This window comes from Photobacterium andalusiense, assembly GCF_900185625.1.
Classification (GTDB): domain Bacteria; phylum Pseudomonadota; class Gammaproteobacteria; order Enterobacterales; family Vibrionaceae; genus Photobacterium; species Photobacterium aquimaris.
The window spans coordinates 108374-128831 of sequence record NZ_FYAJ01000005.1 but is presented as its reverse complement, the minus strand read 5'-3'; the positions used below and the strand labels follow the sequence as shown (position 1 = coordinate 128831).

General features: G+C 44.4%; 16 protein-coding genes. 8 read left to right on the top strand and 8 right to left on the bottom strand.

What is annotated here, in order from left to right:
• From zapD to nadC, 7 genes are all read right to left on the bottom strand, one after another.
• Entirely contained in the window at positions 1 to 738 is a 738-nt protein-coding gene (gene zapD / locus PAND9192_RS13465; protein ID WP_087821158.1) for a cell division protein ZapD, read from the bottom strand.
• Between the two features lie 50 nt (positions 739 to 788).
• Complete coding sequence (gene coaE, locus PAND9192_RS13460) at positions 789 to 1394, bottom strand: dephospho-CoA kinase (protein WP_087854216.1); 606 nt, start codon at positions 1392 to 1394, stop codon at positions 789 to 791.
• Between the two features lie 3 nt (positions 1395 to 1397).
• Positions 1398 to 2276 (bottom strand): prepilin peptidase, encoded by an 879-nt coding sequence (locus tag PAND9192_RS13455; protein WP_087854215.1) that lies wholly within the window; start codon positions 2274 to 2276, stop codon positions 1398 to 1400.
• A 63-nt stretch (positions 2277 to 2339) separates the two neighbouring features.
• The gene (locus PAND9192_RS13450; RefSeq protein WP_159458248.1) at positions 2340 to 3560 is read right to left on the bottom strand and encodes a type II secretion system F family protein; all 1221 of its coding nucleotides are present in this window, start codon (positions 3558 to 3560) and stop codon (positions 2340 to 2342) included.
• 75 nt (positions 3561 to 3635) lie between these two features.
• Positions 3636 to 5321 carry a type IV-A pilus assembly ATPase PilB gene (pilB, locus tag PAND9192_RS13445; protein WP_087854213.1) on the bottom strand — a complete coding sequence of 562 codons (1686 nt, stop codon included), beginning with the start codon at positions 5319 to 5321 and terminating at the stop codon, positions 3636 to 3638.
• A gap of 7 nt (positions 5322 to 5328) precedes the next feature.
• Positions 5329 to 5784 (bottom strand): pilin, encoded by a 456-nt coding sequence (locus PAND9192_RS13440; RefSeq protein ID WP_087854212.1) that lies wholly within the window; start codon positions 5782 to 5784, stop codon positions 5329 to 5331.
• A 397-nt stretch (positions 5785 to 6181) separates the two neighbouring features.
• Positions 6182 to 7069 (bottom strand): carboxylating nicotinate-nucleotide diphosphorylase, encoded by an 888-nt coding sequence (gene nadC, locus PAND9192_RS13435; RefSeq protein WP_087854283.1) that lies wholly within the window; start codon positions 7067 to 7069, stop codon positions 6182 to 6184.
• A 209-nt stretch (positions 7070 to 7278) separates the two neighbouring features.
• Between nadC and ampD the strand changes: the two genes are divergently transcribed.
• The 6 genes from ampD (at position 7279) to acnB (ending at position 18083) form a co-directional block, all read left to right on the top strand.
• Positions 7279 to 7824 (top strand): 1,6-anhydro-N-acetylmuramyl-L-alanine amidase AmpD, encoded by a 546-nt coding sequence (gene ampD, locus PAND9192_RS13430; RefSeq protein ID WP_087854211.1) that lies wholly within the window; start codon positions 7279 to 7281, stop codon positions 7822 to 7824.
• A 307-nt stretch (positions 7825 to 8131) separates the two neighbouring features.
• On the top strand, positions 8132 to 8905 hold the full coding sequence (pdhR, locus tag PAND9192_RS13425) for a pyruvate dehydrogenase complex transcriptional repressor PdhR (protein ID WP_087854210.1): 774 nt from the start codon (positions 8132 to 8134) through the stop codon (positions 8903 to 8905).
• 76 nt (positions 8906 to 8981) lie between these two features.
• A complete protein-coding gene (gene aceE / locus PAND9192_RS13420; protein WP_087854209.1) occupies positions 8982 to 11663 on the top strand; it encodes a pyruvate dehydrogenase (acetyl-transferring), homodimeric type in 2682 nt (893 codons plus the stop codon).
• 12 nt (positions 11664 to 11675) lie between these two features.
• Positions 11676 to 13556, top strand: coding sequence for a pyruvate dehydrogenase complex dihydrolipoyllysine-residue acetyltransferase (aceF, locus tag PAND9192_RS13415; RefSeq protein ID WP_087854208.1), 1881 nt, complete (start codon positions 11676 to 11678; stop codon positions 13554 to 13556).
• Between the two features lie 196 nt (positions 13557 to 13752).
• Positions 13753 to 15180: a dihydrolipoyl dehydrogenase gene (gene lpdA / locus PAND9192_RS13410; protein WP_060998270.1), complete on the top strand. Its 1428-nt coding sequence runs from the start codon at positions 13753 to 13755 to the stop codon at positions 15178 to 15180.
• Positions 15181 to 15485: 305 nt separating this feature from the next.
• On the top strand, positions 15486 to 18083 hold the full coding sequence (acnB, locus tag PAND9192_RS13405; protein WP_087854207.1) for a bifunctional aconitate hydratase 2/2-methylisocitrate dehydratase: 2598 nt from the start codon (positions 15486 to 15488) through the stop codon (positions 18081 to 18083).
• A 128-nt stretch (positions 18084 to 18211) separates the two neighbouring features.
• On the opposite strand, the gene PAND9192_RS13400 is transcribed toward acnB, so the two are convergent.
• Positions 18212 to 19345, bottom strand: coding sequence for a glycerate kinase (locus PAND9192_RS13400; RefSeq protein ID WP_087854206.1), 1134 nt, complete (start codon positions 19343 to 19345; stop codon positions 18212 to 18214).
• 172 nt (positions 19346 to 19517) lie between these two features.
• On the opposite strand from PAND9192_RS13400, the gene PAND9192_RS13395 reads away from it, so the two are divergent.
• Both PAND9192_RS13395 and PAND9192_RS13390 read left to right on the top strand, forming a co-directional pair.
• Positions 19518 to 19886 (top strand): YacL family protein, encoded by a 369-nt coding sequence (locus PAND9192_RS13395; protein WP_087854282.1) that lies wholly within the window; start codon positions 19518 to 19520, stop codon positions 19884 to 19886.
• A gap of 192 nt (positions 19887 to 20078) precedes the next feature.
• The gene (locus PAND9192_RS13390) at positions 20079 to 20417 is read left to right on the top strand and encodes a P-II family nitrogen regulator (protein ID WP_036793242.1); all 339 of its coding nucleotides are present in this window, start codon (positions 20079 to 20081) and stop codon (positions 20415 to 20417) included.
• The last annotated feature ends 41 nt before the right edge of the window (positions 20418 to 20458 follow it).

Genomic DNA, 20458 nt, shown 5'->3' with positions numbered 1-20458 from the left:
TCAGCAAATAGCTAATTTAAAGTCGATATTAGTTGCCACTGTCGAGCCGTCTTCATAAGGTGAAAAACGGATAGAGAAGTGGCTACGGTGGCCTGATACCACAGGGTAAACACCATAGCTTGCATCGATTTCAATGCGAAGTAAACATGATAAGCTGGCATCATTTTGGAAAAAACCATTATGTGCTACCTGTGGTTGGTATTGTGCCGATTGACGCACTAAATGCAGCCACAAGGTTAACGCTTGATCGACTTCTGCCAATTGATCAAGCCATGCTTGCAAGGTTTGCTGACGTTCATCTAGCGGTAACTGGCGCCAGTAATGTAATGCCGGTAGATCAAAACTACAGGTGCCACCAGGAATAGCAAAGCGTTGGCGAATCGAGCTTAGAAAACGGTCTTCACGCAGGCTTTGGCCTAGGCGTGGTGCAGCTAATAGGTTTTTCTGAGCATGACTCATGCTATCAAGTAATGATTGGATCGCGGTTGGATCAACGCCGTCGTAATCTAACCATGCTTTTAATTTAGTGCTTTGTTTATCGAGTGCTTTAGCAAGATCGGTTTTAACCGGAATTTGCTCAATGAGCTCAAGCAGATCAAATAAGGCATTAAAGAAAATCGTATATTGCCATGGGTCGCTAAGTTCGCTGCTTTGATGTAATTGTTGTAGTAAGTGTTCAAGGCGCAGATAAAGGCGCACCTTTTCATTCAGTGGATGTTCATAGCGATGTATTTGCATAACGGAAACCAATGGAAGCCAAAAAAAGAATAATGAATGCACGCAGAGCGTTATTTCGCAGCCTGTGCTAGGGCGAGATAATGCTGGTGTAGCTGAGCAACTTGAGTCAACAGTGCCTGATTATCACCGTTATTACAAATGATATCATCAGCAGCATCGAGGCGTTGTTGACGCGTGGCTTGCGCTGAGAGAATATTCTTTATTTGCTCTAGCGATACATTATCTCGTTGTTGGGTACGCATTATCTGTGTTTGTTGGTCAACGTCAACCACCAGTAACCGATCGGTGAGGATTTGAAGGTTATTTTCCACCATTAACGGCACGATCAGTAGGCAATAGGGTGATGTTGCGCGATCGATATCGGCTAACATTTTGGCTCGAATCAGTGGATGTAACAGTTGATTGAGCCAGTTTTTAAGTTGTGGATCACTAAATATTGCCGCTCTTAATTGACTGCGATCGAGATTACCGTCTGCCAGTAGTATGCTTGAACCGAATTTTTCAACAATGCGCGCTAAGCCGACACTGCCAATCGCCACTACTTCTCGAGCAATAATATCGGCATCGATTAAATCAATGCCATACTCGCCAAATAAATTCGCCACCGTGGTTTTACCACTGCCAATACCACCTGTTAAACCGATCACTACCGCCATTAATTAAAATCCTAAATATGAGCTAACATACCAATGTAAAATTGGTTGGCCCCATAGAATAGCAATCCAGCCAGCGACGGCAAGGTATGGTCCAAAAGAGAACGGTGTTTGTTGATCTTCGCCCTTGGTTCGCAGCATGATAATGCCGCAGATAGCGCCGACAAATGAAGACAGTAATACCACAAACGGTAATAACGACCACCCAACCCAAGCGCCGATGGCCGCTAACAGTTTAAAATCACCGTAGCCCATGCCGTCTTTTTTAGTCAGTAGCTTAAACGCCCAAAATACCGACCACAGTGATAAGTAACCCGCCATCGCACCAATAACAGCATCGGTTAATGACACCGGACTGATGCCGATAACAGCCAATAAAATCCCCGCCCACATTAATGGCAGCGTGATTTGATCGGGCAGCAGCATTTTGTCGATATCAATAAAGGTCAGTGCGATAAGAGCAAAACTGCAACCAACGACAGCGACAGCCCACCATGTAGGCGGTAATACTAACGCAACGGTTAAACTAATGATGGCGGTCAGTAATTCAATTGCAGGGTAGCGTTTACTGATCGGGGCGTGGCATTCGCGGCATTTACCTTTTAATACTAGCCAGCTAAGCAGCGGAATATTTTCTAGTGCAGTAATAGCATGATTACAATGCGGACAACGCGAACGTGGCACACTTAAATTAAACGGCGCACCGGTATCATTGGCTTGAGCATAATCCAGTTCTGGAAAGCAATCTTGGCATTCTTGACGCCATTGCCGCTCCATCATAATAGGTAGTCGATAAATGACCACATTTAGAAAACTACCAATCAATAACCCCAAAATGGTGGCAAACAGCGGATATAGCCACGGGTAATAACTCAATACAGCCATGCAGTGCTCTCTAAAAAAAGTAGTCGGTTAACCTTAGCGTGATGGTTCTTGATTGAGTTGTGATCATCCCATAACGCTCATTAGCGTAAAGATAGGCATGTACATCGCGACTAACAAACCACCGATAATGGTACCAAGAATGATAATAATAAATGGCTCGAGAATTTGACCAAGGTTATCGACAGTATTATCGACATCATCTTCATACAATTGCGCCATTTTATTGAGCATATCATCAAGTGAGCCAGATTCTTCACCAATCATTACCATTTGTAGCATTAATTCTGGAAAAACATCTGCTTGACGCAAGGCTAAGTACAATGGCATTCCCGCCGCGGTGCTGTTATAGACCTCATCAATTGCTTGTTCGATATAAAGGTTATTACTGGTTTTAGCCGCCGATTGAATGCCGGTTAATAATGGAATACCGGCATTAAAAGTGGTCGCAAGAGTACGGGCAAAGCGCGAGATAGTGGCTTTGAGTAACACATCGCCGACAATAGGCAATTTAAGGCTGAGCTTATCGGCACGATAATGAAAGCGGTAGTAATGCTTATAACAATAACGATATAGCAAGATCACCGCCACAATGCCAATACCAAGGTAAGTACCATAGTTAACCAAAAAATCTGAGGCTTTCATTACTTGGCGAGTAAACCACGGCAGTTCAGCGCCAAAACCACTAAAAATGGCGGCAAATTGTGGGATCACAAATACCAGCATTAACACCGTCACCAAAATGGCGGTGATCGACACCATTGATGGATAGATCATCGCTTTAATGATCTTTTTACGCATCGCTTCAGCTTTTTCACGGTAGACCGCAATTCGTGCAAACACTTGCCCTAAATGACCGGTTTGCTCGCCCGTATCGACTAAATCGCAATAAAATTTATCAAACAGCGGTGAGCTTGAACGCATCGCTTTTGACAGCGACGATCCAGCTTCAACTTGGGTAGTAACTTGATTTAGCGTAGCGCGCATTTCGGCTTTATGATGACTGTTAGCCATTAAAGTTAACGCTTGTACTACGGGCACGCCTGATTCCACCATGGTTGATAACTGCCGAGTGACCATGGTGACATCTTCGGGCTTCATTTGGTTACGAAGACGGCTTAATGTGCCGGGAGTAGTACGCTTGATCTTTTTAACATTGATCATCTGCTCGGTAAGCTGATGCCGTACTTCTTGTTCTTGAAAACCCATGGTGACGCCAGACACTTTACGTCCGGCTTGATTGACGCCACGCCATTGGTAGTAACGAATTTTAGTGGCAGCAACCATAATAAATTCTCTTTAGTTAGCAGGAAAAGGGAAATAGGTGTCGTTGAATATCATCAATAGCACGATTGATGGCGGCTAAAGTTGTAGCACCCGTTGTAATTCTGTCAGGCTAGTAATGCCAGCAACCAGTTTATCGATGCCAGACTCTCGCAGCCGCTGCATACCTTGGCTGGCAGCAATATCTTCAAGTTGCAAGCTGGTGGCGTTTTGCATTAATGCTTCGGCGATCTCACGGCTAAATTGCATCACTTCATAAATACCCACTCGACCAACATAGCCTTTGTTGCAATCATCACAACCTTCTTTATGGGCTTGATAGACGCTGGTATTCAGTGGCAGCTGTAATCGTTCACAGGTGAGATCATCCAATGGGTGCGGTTGCTTACAGTGGCTGCATAAACGGCGGGCTAAGCGCTGCGCAATGATCAAACTTAATGATGAGGCGAGGTTAAAATCTTCGACCCCCATATTGGTTAAACGAGTAATGGTTTCAGCGGCAGAATTGGTGTGCAGAGTTGAGAGCACCAAGTGGCCAGTTTGGGCTGCTTTAACCGCAATCTCAGCGGTTTCAAGGTCACGAATTTCGCCGACCATCACCACATCGGGATCTTGGCGCAGAAATGAACGCAGCGCTTCAGCAAATCCAAGTCCCGCTTGATTATTGATCTGAACTTGGTTAATACCTTGAAGGTTGATCTCGACCGGATCTTCGGCGGTGGAAATATTACGCTCATCGGTATTTAAAATACTTAATCCGGTATATAGCGATACCGTTTTACCGCTCCCCGTAGGGCCTGTCATGAGAATCATCCCTTGCGGGCGTTGCAGAGCATTTAAATAGGCCTGCTTTTGAGCATCGCTGTAGCCTAAGATATCAATGTTTAAGCTGGCACTGGAGCTGTCTAAAATTCGCAGCACCACTTTTTCACCCCACAAAGTCGGTAGGGTTGAAACGCGGAGATCAATTGCCAGTGCGTCAGATAACTTAAGCTTGATTCGTCCATCTTGCGGTTGACGGCGCTCGGCAATATTGAGCTTTGACATCACCTTTAAACGGGTTGATAACCGCCGCGAAAGGGTCGCAGGTGGAGTGGCATGCTGATGTAAAATACCGTCACAGCGAAATCGAATCCGATAACTGGTTTCATAGGGCTCAAAGTGAATATCTGACGCTTTGCGGCGCAAAGCATCCATTAACACTTGGTTGATATAGCGGGTAACCGGAGCGCTGTCTTGGCTTAAATCGGTGGCTTCATCAACTTCAAGTTCATTAATATCAATGAGGTTACCAAGATCTTCATCGCTGATTTGGCGGCTGCTACCGACATCACCAATGTCACTACCATAAACCCGTCGAATCGCGGATTCTAATTGCTTATTGTCTAATAATAATGGTTCAACGTTCTTACCAATAGCGAAGCGAAACTCATCTTGAGCATCGACATTGGTAGGATCGCTAAGGCCAACAAAAAGGGTACTGTTGTCTTGTGCCAGTGGCAGAATACGATGGCGTAATACCAGTTCACGTTGGTAGACACTTTGGCAACAACCTTGAAAGTCATAGTGATGAACATCAACCCGATCAAGATTGAACAGGTGTGACAATGAACGGGCGAGTTCATCATCTTGCATGATCCCCAAACGGGTAATGGCGGTCGGGACATTGATCCCTTCCGCCTGTACCGACTCGACTATTTGTTGTTCCTGTTCGCGGCTGATTAACTCAGCTTGGAACAGGATCGAAGCGAGGTTGGTTTGCATGGTTAGCTTAGCCGCCAGCTGGTGGGGTTGGTTTATTAGCTGCAGTACATGCTTTTGGTAGAATACTTTGGTCTATAGTTGTTCCTGTACAGGTCCATACACCATCTGTATCTCGGTTTAATACTAAAGATTTACCAGTATTTAAAGGGCTAACTTTACCGTCTGTAAAGGCAAAAGTTATAGTCCCTGCTGCGCCATCATCAGTATTAGCTAGTGCTATATCACCAAGCTCTGCATCGGGAACTCCCAGATCACTTTCAATACCAGCAACAGGAAACGTTCCATTTTCAACAGTATATGCTTCTACGTTAGTTTTGAGGCCAGTTAAGGTTGCTAGAGCTGCTGCACCTTCAGCTTTAGCGACATACTTTTGGTACTGTGGAATCGCAATTGCTGATAACACACCGATCACCGCCACCACGATCATCAATTCAATTAAAGTAAAGCCTTGTTGCTTTTTCATATTCCATTCCTTGAAAGTTTAGATTCGCGCGTAGCGAACAATAAAGGGTAGTGCAATAGCTATAGCATAGGTGGCTTAAGGTATTGATTGAATAAGGGCTAGAAAATTGCTGGGTACAGTTTGAATTTTTTATTGAGCTGTTGCAGCAGTTGCAAAATAGGGTTGGAGTTAGAGCGCAAAAGAGAGGGAGGGATGAGTAGCGAACGAATCGTGATCTACTCACCGCGTGATTGAGCCTTAAAGAAATTAATAAATCCAATGACGCTACAACGCGCGGTGAGTAGATTCCCTATCTCGCTCGTAACCTCGCTGTAGGGAATGACGGGGTGGGCTCGGTATTCACTGTCGGCAATGACGGAGTGTGCTCAGTATTCACTGTCGGCAATGGCGGGGTGGGTTATACAAACCTCATCGACAAATCCATTGCTCGCACATGTTTCGTTAGCGCGCCGACGGAAATATAATCGACCCCAGTTAACGCGCACTGACGAATATTGGCGAGGGTAATATCACCTGAGTTTTCCAGTGCCGCACGACCAGCGTTAATCTTTACCGCTTCACGCATCATCTCGAGGCTGAAATTATCGAGCATAATAATATCAGCGCCGGCATTAATTGCTTGTTCTAATTCGGCTAGCGATTCGGTTTCTATTTCAACTGGTTTACCGGGGTTTAATTGTTTAGCGGCGGCGATTGCTTTTTCAATGCCGCCACAAGCCATAATGTGGTTTTCTTTGATCAAATAGGCATCAAATACCCCAATGCGATGGTTAAAACCACCACCACAACTGACCGCATATTTAAGTGCACTGCGCAGCCCCGGAATGGTTTTGCGAGTGTCTAACAGGCGAGTGTTAGTGCCTTGCAGTTGGTTGACATATTCGGCGGTAAGGGTGGCACAACCCGATAAGGTTTGAATAAAATTCATCGCGTTACGCTCACCGGTCAGCAAAACCCGTGATGGGCCACTTAAGGTACATAACACTTGATTGGGTTTAACCACCTCGCCATCGCTAACATGCCACTCAATCACCACTTCACCACCTAATTGAGCAAACACTTCATCAGCCCACAGTTGGCCACAAAAAACGCCATATTCACGAGTGATAATAGTGGCAGTGCTGTAACTATCCGCCGCAATTAAATTGGCTGTAATGTCGCGGCTGGCATCAATCTCGCCACCTAAATCTTCACGCAGAACATCAGCCACAGCGCGAGTGATTTCGAGTGGTAATTGTTGCTTAAGGTAAGCGAGGCGGGCTGTGCTGTCGTGTTTGTTTTCCATAGCTGTCATGTCGTATCCATTGCATGAGTTTGCCGGTAAATGAATTACCGCGAGTGATAATTAAAGCATACAGGGAATAGATTCAGTTTTCGAGGGGTGAGGAAGAGCGGAATACGGTGTGGAATATATTTTTCCGTGACTATTTACAGGGGGATAGTTTTAGTTTTTTCTACGATACACGATATTTATTTTTTTACTTTGAGGTTGATATGACTTTAACCATTAACAGCGACCATTGGCTTGATAACGTAAAGCGTGTGCCATCCCCCTTTTGTGATGCGCGCCCTGATGATGAGGTGTCTTTGCTGGTGGTGCATAACATTAGCTTGCCACCGGGTGAATTTGGCGGGCCTTACATTGAGCAGTTATTTACCGGTCAGCTTGATCCTAACGAACATGCTTATTTCGCATTAATTCATCAGTTTCGAGTCTCAGCGCACTGCCTGATCCGTCGTGATGGCAGTATTATTCAGTTCGTCCCCTTTAATGCTCGCGCATGGCATGCTGGCGTTTCTTGCTTTGAAGGACGGGACAAATGTAACGACTATTCAATCGGGATTGAGCTCGAGGGGTGTGACAATTTACCTTTCACTATCGACCAGTATGAAGCATTAGCCACACTGAGCCAAAAAATCATGCAGCACTACCCAGCGATCACCCGTCAGCGAGTAACGGGGCATGAATTTATTGCGCCCGGACGTAAAACTGATCCTGGATTAGTGTTTGATTGGTCTGGCTATAAAAAACAGCTATAAGCGATTATTTATTAATAATTACTGACTATATTGTTGATAAAAGAAGCAAAAGTAGTATTGATCGTAGTGGTGTATTACGTGCTTGTAGCGGCTAACTGTATATATTTCTAGCGGTGGATGTTGGTGTGCATGGGTTTAAGTGTGTGTTTTTTGTTAACGCACGTTGGTTCTATGATTTCAATCAAGTTGAATGTGGACTTTTGAGATTATTTCTGTAAACTTTCACCATCAGTAAATTGGTAATACCAATTACCCGTATTGTTAGTTTTGTTATGAAGTAGATTGATTATAAGAAGCATTTATCATAATGACGTATAAACGCATTCGCCAACCTAAACTTTGTGATGCTATCGAGCAAGAGCTTGAGTGTTTGATTGTTGAGGGGACATTATCTCCTGGGCAACAATTACCTCCAGAGCGTGAATTGGCAAAAAAATTTGATGTTTCTCGGCCTTCTGTACGCGAGGCGATTCAACGCTTAGAAGCCAAACATTTACTGACTCGTCGTCAAGGTGGCGGCACTTTTGTTACTGATAATTTATGGAAAAGTTTTTCTGAGCCACTGCTTGATTTATTAGCGGCGCACCCAGAAACACAATTAGATTTAGTTGAAGCGCGCCATGCGCTAGAGGGATTAGCGGCATATTATGCGGCCCTGCGTGGTAATGATGATGACTTTAATCGAATTAAAGATTGTCATGTGCAAATTCAACAAGCTCAACAGCAAGGCGATTTAGCCGCAGAAGCTACTGCGGTAGTGCAATGTCTTATTGCGGTCACAGAGTCAGCGCATAATGTGGTGTTATTACACATTATTCGCAGCTTAGCGCCATTGCTTGAACAAAATGTATTACAGAATTTTAAGCATCTTAATCGTCACCAAGCGGTGGTGGATAAGGTGAGTAAACACCGAGCCAATATTGTGCAGGCGATTGTTTCTAAACAGCCTAAAAAGGCACGTGAAGCATCTCATGCACATTTGGCTTACATTGAGGAGACTTTGTTGGATTTATCGCGAGAAGATAGCAGACGTGAACGCTCTCTCCGTCGAATTCAACAACGCAAGGACGGGCTTGACTAGGGTTCTTTATCAGCCAAAGGCCTTTGCAAGTCGCGACATTGTTAGTTTAGTAGATTATAACGAAAGGATAGATCGCATGTCTGAAGTCATGAAGAGTGACGTGGATGCACTGGAAACTCAAGATTGGTTAGAAGCTCTTGAGTCAGTAGTCCGTGAAGAAGGTGTTGAACGCGCCCAGTACCTACTTGAAAAAGTATTGGATAAAGCACGTTTAGACGGTGTTGATATGGCTACAGGCATCAACACTAATTACGTTAATACGATCCCTGCGGAGCAGCAACCTGCTTACCCAGGTGATATTACGCTAGAGCGTCGTATCCGTTCTATCATCCGTTGGAACGCGATCATGATCGTATTGCGTGCATCGAAGAAAGATTTAGACTTAGGCGGCCACATGGCGTCTTACCAGTCTGCTTCTGCTTTCTACGAAGTATGTTTTAACCACTTCTTCCGCGCACCTAATGACGTTGATGGCGGCGATTTGGTTTATTACCAAGGTCACATCTCTCCAGGAATCTACTCTCGTGCTTTCGTTGAAGGCCGTTTAACAGCAGAACAGCTTGATAACTTCCGTCAAGAAGTTGATGGTAAAGGTATCCCTTCATACCCACACCCTAAGCTAATGCCTGAGTTCTGGCAGTTCCCGACGGTATCTATGGGTCTAGGTCCTATCTCTGCGATCTACCAAGCGCGTTTCCTTAAATATTTAGAAGGCCGTGGTCTTAAAGACACTTCAGCGCAACGTGTTTACGCGTTCCTAGGTGACGGCGAGATGGATGAGCCAGAATCACGTGGTGCGATTTCTTTCGCTGCGCGTGAGAAGCTAGATAACCTATGTTTCCTTATCAACTGTAACCTGCAGCGTCTAGATGGCCCGGTTATGGGTAACGGTAAGATCATTCAAGAGCTAGAAGGCCTATTTAAAGGTGCTGGCTGGAATGTGGTTAAAGTGATCTGGGGTAACAACTGGGATTCACTACTAGCAAAAGACACCACAGGTAAGTTACTTCAGTTAATGAACGAAACTATCGATGGTGACTACCAGACATTTAAATCTAAAGATGGTGCTTACGTACGTGAACACTTCTTTGGTAAGTACCCTGAGACTGCAGCACTGGTTGCTGACATGACTGATGAGCAAATCTTTGAACTGAAGCGTGGCGGTCACGATTCATCTAAGCTATTTGCAGCATTTACTAATGCGAAAGAGACTCAAGGTAAACCAACGGTTATTCTTGCTAAAACTGTTAAAGGTTACGGCATGGGTGAAGCTGCTGAAGGTAAGAACATCGCTCACGGCGTGAAGAAAATGGACATGACTCATGTTCAATATCTACGTGATCGTTTAGGTCTACAAGATCTTATCTCTGACGAAGCAATTAAATCATTGCCTTACCTAGAACTTGAACAAGGTTCTGCAGAGTACAACTACCTGCACGCTCGTCGTGAAGCACTATTAGGTTACACACCTAAGCGTAGCCCTAACTTTACTCAAGAATTTAAAGTACCTGAGTTAGAAGAGTTTGCACCATTATTGGTTGAGCAAAAGCGTGAAATCTCTACCACTATGGCTTACGTTCGTACTCTAAATATTCTATTGAAAGATAAGAATATCGGTAAGAACATCGTGCCTATTATTTGTGATGAAGCACGTACCTTTGGTATGGAAGGTCTGTTCCGTCAAGTGGGTATCTACAACCCAGCAGGTCAAACTTACACTCCAGAAGACCGTGGCGTTGTTTCTTACTACAAAGAAGCAAACTCAGGTCAGGTACTGCAAGAAGGTATCAACGAATTAGGTTCAATGGCATCTTGGGTTGCTGCTGCAACATCATACAGCACTAACAACCTACCAATGATTCCATTCTACATCTACTACTCAATGTTCGGCTTCCAACGTGTTGGCGACATGGCGTGGATGGCAGGTGACCAACAAGCACGTGGCTTCCTATTAGGTGCTACTGCAGGTCGTACTACCCTGAACGGTGAAGGTCTACAGCACGAAGATGGCCACTCACACATCATGGCTAACACTGTACCTAACTGTATCTCTTACGATCCAACGTTTGCTTACGAGCTAGCGGTTATCATGCAAGACGGTATTCGTCGCATGTACGGTGAAAATCAAGAGAACATTTATTACTATCTAACAGTAATGAATGAAAACTACGCTATGCCTGCTATGCCAGAAGGCGCAGAAGAAGGTATTCGTAAGGGTATCTACAAGCTTGAGTCTTACGCTGGTGATGCTCTTGATCAACAGGGTAAGAAGGTTCAGTTAATGAGCTCTGGTACTATCATGAACGAAGTACGTGCAGCGGCTCAAATCCTAAGTGATGACTACGGCGTAGCGTCTGATGTTTACTCAGTAACATCATTCAACGAATTGACTCGTGACGGTCAAGATGCTGAGCGTTACAACATGCTGCACCCACAAGCTGAGCAGAAAGTCCCTTACATCACGACGGTTATGGGTTCTGAGCCTGCAATCGCTGCGACTGACTACATGAAGAACTACGCAGAACAAGTTCGCGCGTTCATGCCTTCTGAGTCATTTAAAGTACTGGGTACTGATGGCTTTGGTCGTTCAGACAGCCGTGCAAACCTACGTCGTCACTTTGAAGTTAATGCAGGCTACGTTGTTGTTGCTGCACTTTCTGAATTGGCAAAACGTGGTGACATCGAGAATTCTGTAGTTGTAGATGCAATTGCTAAATTCAACATTGACGCAGACAAGATCAACCCGCTATACGCGTAAGAGGCAAATATAATGGCAATCGAAATTAATGTACCTGACATCGGTGCGGATGAGGTTGAAGTAACTGAGATTCTTGTTAGCGTTGGCGACAAGGTTGAAGAAGAGCAATCACTGATCACTGTTGAAGGCGATAAAGCATCAATGGAAGTGCCTGCTTCACAAGCGGGTATCGTTAAAGAAATTAAAATCGCGGTTGGTGACACAGTATCTACTGGTTCATTGATCATGATCTTTGAAGCTGAAGGCGCAGCGGTTGCAGCACCTGTAGCAGAAGCGGCACCTGTTGCCGCGCCTGTGGCAGCAGCTGCTGAGCTTAAAGAAGTACACGTGCCTGACATCGGCGGTGATGAAGTTGAAGTAACTGAAATTATGGTTGCTATCGGCGACAGCATCGAAGAAGAGCAGTCACTACTTACTGTTGAAGGCGATAAAGCGTCAATGGAAGTACCTGCACCGTTTGCTGGCGTACTAAAAGAAATCAAAATTGCAGCTGGCGATAAAGTATCAACTGGCTCATTAGTAATGATTTTTGAAGTTGCTGGCTCTGCGCCAGTAGCGGCTCCTGCTCAAGCAGCAGCACCTGTTGCAGCGGCACCTGCTGTTGCTGCAGCAAAAGATGTTCACGTGCCTGATATCGGCGGTGATGAAGTTGAAGTGACTGAAATCATGGTCGCTGTTGGTGATACAGTAGAAGAAGAGCAATCTTTAATTACTGTTGAAGGCGACAAAGCATCAATGGAAGTACCTGCACCTTTCGCTGGTACTATCAAAGAAATTAAAATTGCTGCTGGCGACAAAGTTTCTACTGGCTCGCTAATCATGGTGTTTGAAGTTGCTGGTGCAGCACCTGTTGCGGTTGCAGCAGCGCCTGCTCAAGCGGCGGCACCTGCAGCTGTTGCAGCGACTCCTGCTCAAGCAGCACCTGCGGCGACAACGGGCGACTTTGAAGAAAACAACGATTATGCACATGCATCACCTGTTGTTCGTCGTCTAGCACGTGAGTTTGGCGTTAACCTTGCGAAAGTGAAAGGTACTGGCCGTAAGAACCGCGTTCTTAAAGAAGACGTACAAAGCTTTGTTAAAGATGCACTTAAGCGTCTTGAATCTGGTGCTGCAGCATCGGCTTCTGGTAAAGGCGATGGCGCAGCTCTAGGTCTACTTCCTTGGCCGAAGATTGACTTCAGCAAGTTTGGTGACACAGAAGTTAAGCCTCTATCTCGCATTAAGAAGATCTCTGGCGCTAACCTGCACCGTAACTGGGTAATGATCCCGCACGTTACACAGTGGGATAATGCTGATATCACTGAGCTTGAAGCATTCCGTAAAGAACAAAACGCTATCGAAGCGAAGAAAGACTCTGGCATGAAGATCACGCCACTTGTGTTCATTCTTAAAGCTGCTGCGAAAGCACTTGAAGCGTTCCCTTCATTCAACTCTTCACTATCTGATGATGGCGAGAGCTTGATTTTGAAGAAATACATCAACATCGGCATCGCGGTAGATACTCCGAATGGCTTGGTTGTTCCTGTATTTAAAGACGTTAACAAGAAAGGTATTTACGAGCTATCTGAAGAGCTAATGACTATCTCTAAGAAAGCACGTGCTGGTAAGCTAACGGCATCTGATATGCAAGGTGGCTGTTTCACTATCTCAAGCCTAGGTGGCTTAGGTGGTACTGCATTCACACCAATCGTGAATGCACCAGAAGTAGGTATCCTTGGTGTATCTAAGTCTGAAATGAAGCCAGTATGGAACGGTAAAGAGTTTGAACCGCGTCTACAACTGCCATTATCACTATCATACGATCACCGTGTGATTGATGGTGCAGAAGGTGCACGTTTCATTACTTACCTAAATGGTTGTCTATCAGACATCCGCCGTTTGGTACTATAAGGTTTCACATCCACAACACCATGCCTACTCTGAGTAGGCATGGAATTGTTGTTTAGCTCACAGGCTGCAGTAATTTATTTTTCATTCCATTAACAACTTGATAAAGTTGTTAATCAGTTTGACGGTAAATTTAGCATTAAAAAGAACAGCATTGCTGATAGCCTGTTAGGGATAAAAGACTTACAACGAGGTCATGATGAGCAAAGAAATTAAAGCCCAAGTAGTGGTGTTGGGTTCAGGCCCTGCAGGTTATTCTGCGGCATTCCGTTGTGCAGACTTAGGTCTAGATACGGTTCTAATCGAAAAATACAATACTCTAGGCGGCGTATGTCTTAACGTCGGCTGTATTCCATCAAAAGCTCTACTTCACGTAGCGAAAGTTATTGAAGAAGCAAAAGCGATGGCTGAACATGGCGTGATTTTCGGTGAGCCACAAACCGATATCAATAAAATCCGTCTATGGAAAGATAAAGTAATTACCCAACTTACTGGTGGTCTTGGCGGTATGGCTAAGATGCGTAAAGTAAACGTTGTTAACGGTTACGGTAAATTTACTGGTCCTAATTCAATCGTTGTTGAAGGTGCTGATGGTCAAACTACCGTCACTTTTGACAATGCAATTATCGCTGCGGGTTCACGCCCAATCGAACTACCATTCATTCCGCATGAAGACCCACGTATTTGGGATTCAACAGATGCGCTAGAGCTTAAAGAAGTACCTGAGAAGTTACTTGTTATGGGCGGCGGTATCATCGGTCTTGAAATGGGTACGGTTTACCACGCGCTAGGTTCTGATATCGACGTTGTTGAGATGTTCGATCAAGTAATTCCAGCTGCTGATAAAGATATCGTTAAAGTCTTCACTAAGCGTATTGCGAAGAAATTCAACCTAATGCTAGAAACGAAAGTGACAGCAGTTGAAGCTAAAGAAGACGGCATCTACGTATCAATGGAAGGTAAAAAAGCCCCTGCTGAGCCTGTTCGTTATGATGCAGTGCTAGTGGCTATCGGTCGTGTACCAAACGGTAAACTGATCGACGCTGAAAAAGCAGGTATCAATGTTGATGAGCGTGGCTTTATTAACGTGGATAAACAACTACGTACTAACGTTGCTCACATTCATGCGATTGGTGACGTTGTTGGTCAACCAATGCTGGCGCACAAAGGTGTGCATGAAGGCCACGTAGCGGCTGAAGTTATTTCTGGTAAGAAGCATTACTTCGATCCTAAAGTTATTCCTTCAATTGCCTACACTGAGCCAGAAGTTGCGTGGGTAGGTAAGACTGAGAAAGAAGCAAAAGCTGAAGGTCTAAACTATGAAGTTGCTACTTTCCCATGGGCTGCATCTGGCCGTGCTATCGCATCTGATTGTTCAGATGGTATGACTAAGATGATCTTCGATAAAGACACGCACCGTGTTATCGGTGGTGCTATCGTCGGTACTAACGGTGGTGAATTGTTAGGTGAAATCGGTCTAGCGATCGAGATGGGTTGTGATGCAGAAGATATCGCATTAACTATCCACGCTCACCCAACACTGCACGAGTCAATTGGTCTTGCAGCAGAAGTATTTGAAGGTTCAATTACTGACCTTCCTAATGCAAAAGCAGTAAAGCGTAAGTAAATCTCGCTTAACTTGCTCTGTTAACTAAAAAGCGCCTGATTGGCGCTTTTTTTGTGGCTAAAATTTGATAATGATTGAAAATTAATCCCAATAAGTGCGACAAACTTACAATTTTGTGAATGTTGTAAAACATCGATTTATTTTAAATTTAAGTTAAAAGTGATATGGTATTTAACAGTTTATCTCTCTGATTTACAGCTAAGGCGTCGAATTTATAATAAACGTCAATGATTGATCAGCGAGAGATCATTCAACTTCCAAGGATGTTCGATGTCATCGTCGAGCCAATATATGAGGAATATGTCGTGCTAGAAGCCTACCGTAAACACGTCGAAGAACGTGCGGCTGAAGGGGTTGTTGCCCAGCCGCTAAATGCAGAACAAGTTGCAGCTCTGATTGAGCTATTAAAAACCCCACCGCAAGGTGAGGAAGCTGCATTACTGGATTTATTAGAAAATCGAATTCCACCGGGTGTAGATGAAGCCGCTTATGTTAAGGCAGGTTTTCTAGCTGCGATCACGACTGGCGAGGCCCAATCGCCATTGGTTAGTAAAGCAAAAGCAGCGCAATTATTAGGCACTATGCAAGGTGGTTATAATATTGAGCCTCTGATTTCATTACTTGATGATGCTGAACTGGCCCCAATTGCAGTGACGGCGTTATCACATACATTACTGATGTTTGATTCATTTTATGATGTTGAGCAAAAAGCCAAATCAGGTAATGCTTTTGCCGAGCAAGTGCTGCAGTCTTGGGCTGATGCCGAGTGGTTCTTATCTAAACCGGCGCTTGCTGAAAAAATTACTCTAACTGTTTTTAAGGTCAGTGGTGAAACCAATACCGATGATTTATCGCCAGCCCCTGATGCATGGTCGCGCCCCGATATTCCACTGCACGCATTAGCAATGTTGAAAATTGAGCGTGAAGGGATCACCCCAGATCAAGCTGGTACTATTGGCCCAATTACTCAAATTGAAGCGCTAAAACAGCTCGGTCATCAATTAGTTTATGTTGGTGATGTGGTAGGTACTGGCTCTTCGCGTAAGTCGGCAACCAACTCAGTATTATGGTTTATGGGCGATGATATTCCTTATGTACCGAATAAGCGCGCGGGCGGTTATGTACTCGGTGGTAAGATCGCACCGATCTTCTTTAATACCATGGAAGATGCAGGCGCATTGCCGATTGAGGTTGATGTTAGCAAGTTAGCTATGGGCGATGTGATTGATGTCTATCCGTTTAAAGGTGAAGTGCGTCGCCATGATAGCGATGAATTAGTATCAACCTTTAAACTTAAAACTGATGTTCTGATTGATGAAGTCCGTGCTGGTGGTCGAATTCCATTGATCATTGGTCGTGGTTTAACTGATCGTGCTCGTCAAGCATTGAACTTACCAGCCTCTGATGTTTTCCGTCGTCCGGTGGCAGTTGAAGATAGCGGTAAAGGCTATACCTTAGCGCAGAAAATGGTCGGTAAAGCATGTGGTGTTGAAGGCGTTCGCCCTGGCACTTACTGTGAGCCTAAAATGACTACTGTTGGCTCGCAAGATACTACCGGTCCGATGACCCGTGATGAGCTGAAAGACTTAGCTTGTTTAGGCTTTTCAGCCGATCTAACCATGCAGTCATTCTGTCATACTTCAGCTTATCCAAAACCGATCGATGTTAATACTCATCATACATTGCCTGATTTTATTATGAATCGTGGTGGTGTCGCTTTACGTCCTAAAGATGGTGTAATTCACTCATGGCTTAACCGTATGTTATTGCCAGATACAGTCGGTACCGGCGGTGATTCACATACCCGTTTCCCATTAGGTATTTCATTCCCAGCCGGTTCTGGTTTAGTGGCATTTGCTGCAGCAACAGGTGTAATGCCGTTGGACATGCCGGAATCTGTGCTAGTGCGCTTTAAAGGTGAGATGCAATCGGGGATCACGCTGCGTGATTTAGTCCATGCCATTCCTTATTTTGCGATTCAGCAAGGGCTACTGACGGTTGAAAAATCGGGCAAGATCAATGAATTCTCAGGGCGTGTACTTGAGATTGAAGGGGTTGAGCATTTATCAGTAGAGCAAGCATTTGAGCTTTCAGATGCATCGGCAGAGCGAAGTGCTGCGGGTTGTACCGTTAAGCTGTCGCCAGAGTCGATCACTGAATATTTAAATTCTAACATCGTGATGCTGAAGTGGATGATCGCTGAAGGTTATGGTGATCGTCGTACCATTGAGCGTCGAATTACCGCGATGGAAGCATGGTTAGCCAATCCTGAGCTGATGACGGCAGATAAAGATGCTGAATATGCGCATGTGATCGAGATTGATCTGGCAGATATTAAAGAGCCAATTTTATGTGCACCTAACGATCCTGATGACGCGCGTTTGTTATCAGAGGTACAAGGTACGCAAATTGACGAAGTATTTATTGGTTCATGTATGACTAACATTGGTCACTTCCGTGCCGCAGGTAAATTACTTGAGAAATTTGGTGGTCAATTAGATACTCGATTATGGGTCGCGCCGCCAACGAAGATGGATCGTGATCAACTGATCGAAGAGGGTTATTACGGTATCTTTGGTCGTGCAGGAGTGCGGGTTGAAACGCCTGGGTGTTCATTGTGTATGGGTAACCAAGCACGAGTGAAAGATAAAGCAACGGTAATGTCGACCTCGACCCGTAACTTCCCTAACCGTTTAGGTAATGGCGCTAACGTGTACTTATCTTCTGCAGAATTAGCCGCTGTTGGGGCAATTTTAGGACGGATTCCAACCATGGATGAATACCTAACTTACGCTCAGCAAATTGATGCAACTGCAGCTGATACTTATCGTTACCTTAACTTTGATCGTATGGCTGATTACACCAATAAAGCCGATGAAGTGATCATTCAGCAACCAGCTTAATAGCTGCTGTTGATGATGTAACGTTTAGTAAATAAAACCCTAGATAAACCAACGCCGCGAATAATCGCGGCGTTGTTATTAGAGCAATATGAATATTGAGGTAATGTTTATATTAGCGAAGATGTTGCTTAACGACCTAAACAATACATTGCCGCGACATTACGTGCAGTTAATTCAACGTTGATTGCCGCATCCTTAAAGGCTTGCTCAAGATTCATTGCCGCAGGCACAATACTAAATACCGCATCGATACCGTGTTGATGGACAATCCCACAATCTTGGCTTAAACAGCCTGCAATACCAATTACTGGCTTGTTAAATTTCTTGGCTGCGCGAGCAACACCAATTGGCGTTTTACCATGAATCGTTTGGCTATCAATACGACCTTCGCCAGTGATCACCAGATCAGCATCTTTTACTATTGCCTCTAAGTTAACCGCATCAATCACGATCTCGATCCCCGAGCGTAATTGAGCGTTAAATAGACCTAATAATGCTGCTCCCATACCGCCAGCAGCACCTGCACCAGCCATATGCTTAACATCAATGGCTAAGTCACGTTTCATGATAGCGGCATAGTGAGCAAGGTTTTGATCAAGCTCTGCCACCATTGTTGGTGTCGCACCTTTTTGAGGGCCAAATACCTGTGATGCACCTTTTTGCCCACAAAGTGGATTATCAACATCACACGCAACTTCTAGTTTGATGGTAGCGAGACGTGGATCGATATGGCTAGTATCTATTGTCGCCAGTTGTGCCAGCGCTTGGCCACCAAATTCTAAAGGCTGACCATTACTGTCTAGCAGTTGCACGCCAAGTGCTTGCGCCATACCGATACCACCATCGTTGGTCGCACTGCCACCGATACCGACAATAATATGCTCAACACCATGATCGAGTGCCGCTAAAATTAACTCACCAGTACCATAGCTGGTTGTTAATAGTGGATTGCGTAACTGTGGGCTAACCAGATGCAAGCCTGATGCCGCTGCCATTTCAATCACGGCAGTTTTACCATTACCCATAATGCCAAAAAAGCCTGCTACTGGTTCGCCTAAAGGCCCGGTGACAGCGTGCTGAATAATGGTGCCGTTAGTGGCGTCAATCAGTGATTGTACTGTGCCTTCACCACCATCAGCCATCGGCAATTTAATGTATTCGGCAGTTGGCATCAGTTGACGAAAACCCGTTTCAATTGCGGTTGCCACTTCCATTGCGGTTAGGCTTTCTTTGTATGAGTCAGGAGCAATAATAATTTTCATAATCAATCAGCCTTGTTAAATGTGAGAGTCCGTTAAAGAAAGGCATATAACGATTTAGTTACTAGAGATAAGTTGCATTTTAGTGACAGATCCTGACAATGGGCGCCAAGCGCATTCTGCTGGCAGTTTAGCAGTTAACAACAAAAATGATCATAGATGGGGTACTAAAGGTATGGATTACGAGTTTAAAAAAAATACCTTGGACGGTAGTTATCATGCCATTTTTTCAATGGGCCATGAAGTCTTAGGCCGTTGGATCATTGATGAGTTAGGCAAGGATGTCGATAAAATAGATATGATAATGGATCAACTTAGTGCATTGAAAAATAGCACTAAAGAATGGCGCTTATCGGGTGAAGAATTGACATTATGCTTGCAAGACAATGAAGCCTTAGTTCAAGCTAACTGTTTGTTTTCAGAAGAAGATGAAGATTTTGAAGAAGATCTGCATTTTTATGATGAAGAAAGTATGTCGGTATGTGGCTTTGAAGATTTAGCCCAAGCATTAGCTGCGTGGCGAGCATTTGTGATCCGTTTCTAATCGAGTGATTTATCAATAGCAATTAAATGCTACATTACAGTGAAAAGGCTGCACCTATATGGTGCAGCCTTTTTTTATTGGAGCGAGTAATTTAATAAATACACCTATTAAACAACACGTTAAATAAGTGGCATGATGATTGTTTGTTGTTTAACCATAACGAGGAAGAATAGTAGAGTTAAGGAGTAAATCATGAAAATAATTAATGCGATTATTAAGCCATTTAAACTAGACGATGTCCGCGAAGCGTTAGCCGATGTTGGTGTTGAAGGGATGACAGTATCAGAAGTTAAAGGTTTTGGGCGCCAAAAAGGTCACACTGAACTTTATCGTGGTGCTGAATATCAAGTCGATTTTCTACCAAAAGTAAAATTAGAAATTGCCACTCAAGCAGAAAACTTAGATGACATTGTCGATGCAATCAGTAAGGCAGCACAAACTGGCAAAATCGGTGACGGTAAAATTTTTGTTTATGATCTTGAACATGCTGTGCGTATTCGTACCGGAGAGGTCGATAGGGAAGCGCTTTAACCACAGTGAGCAGCAAGATAATTAAGACAAGTTATTAGGGG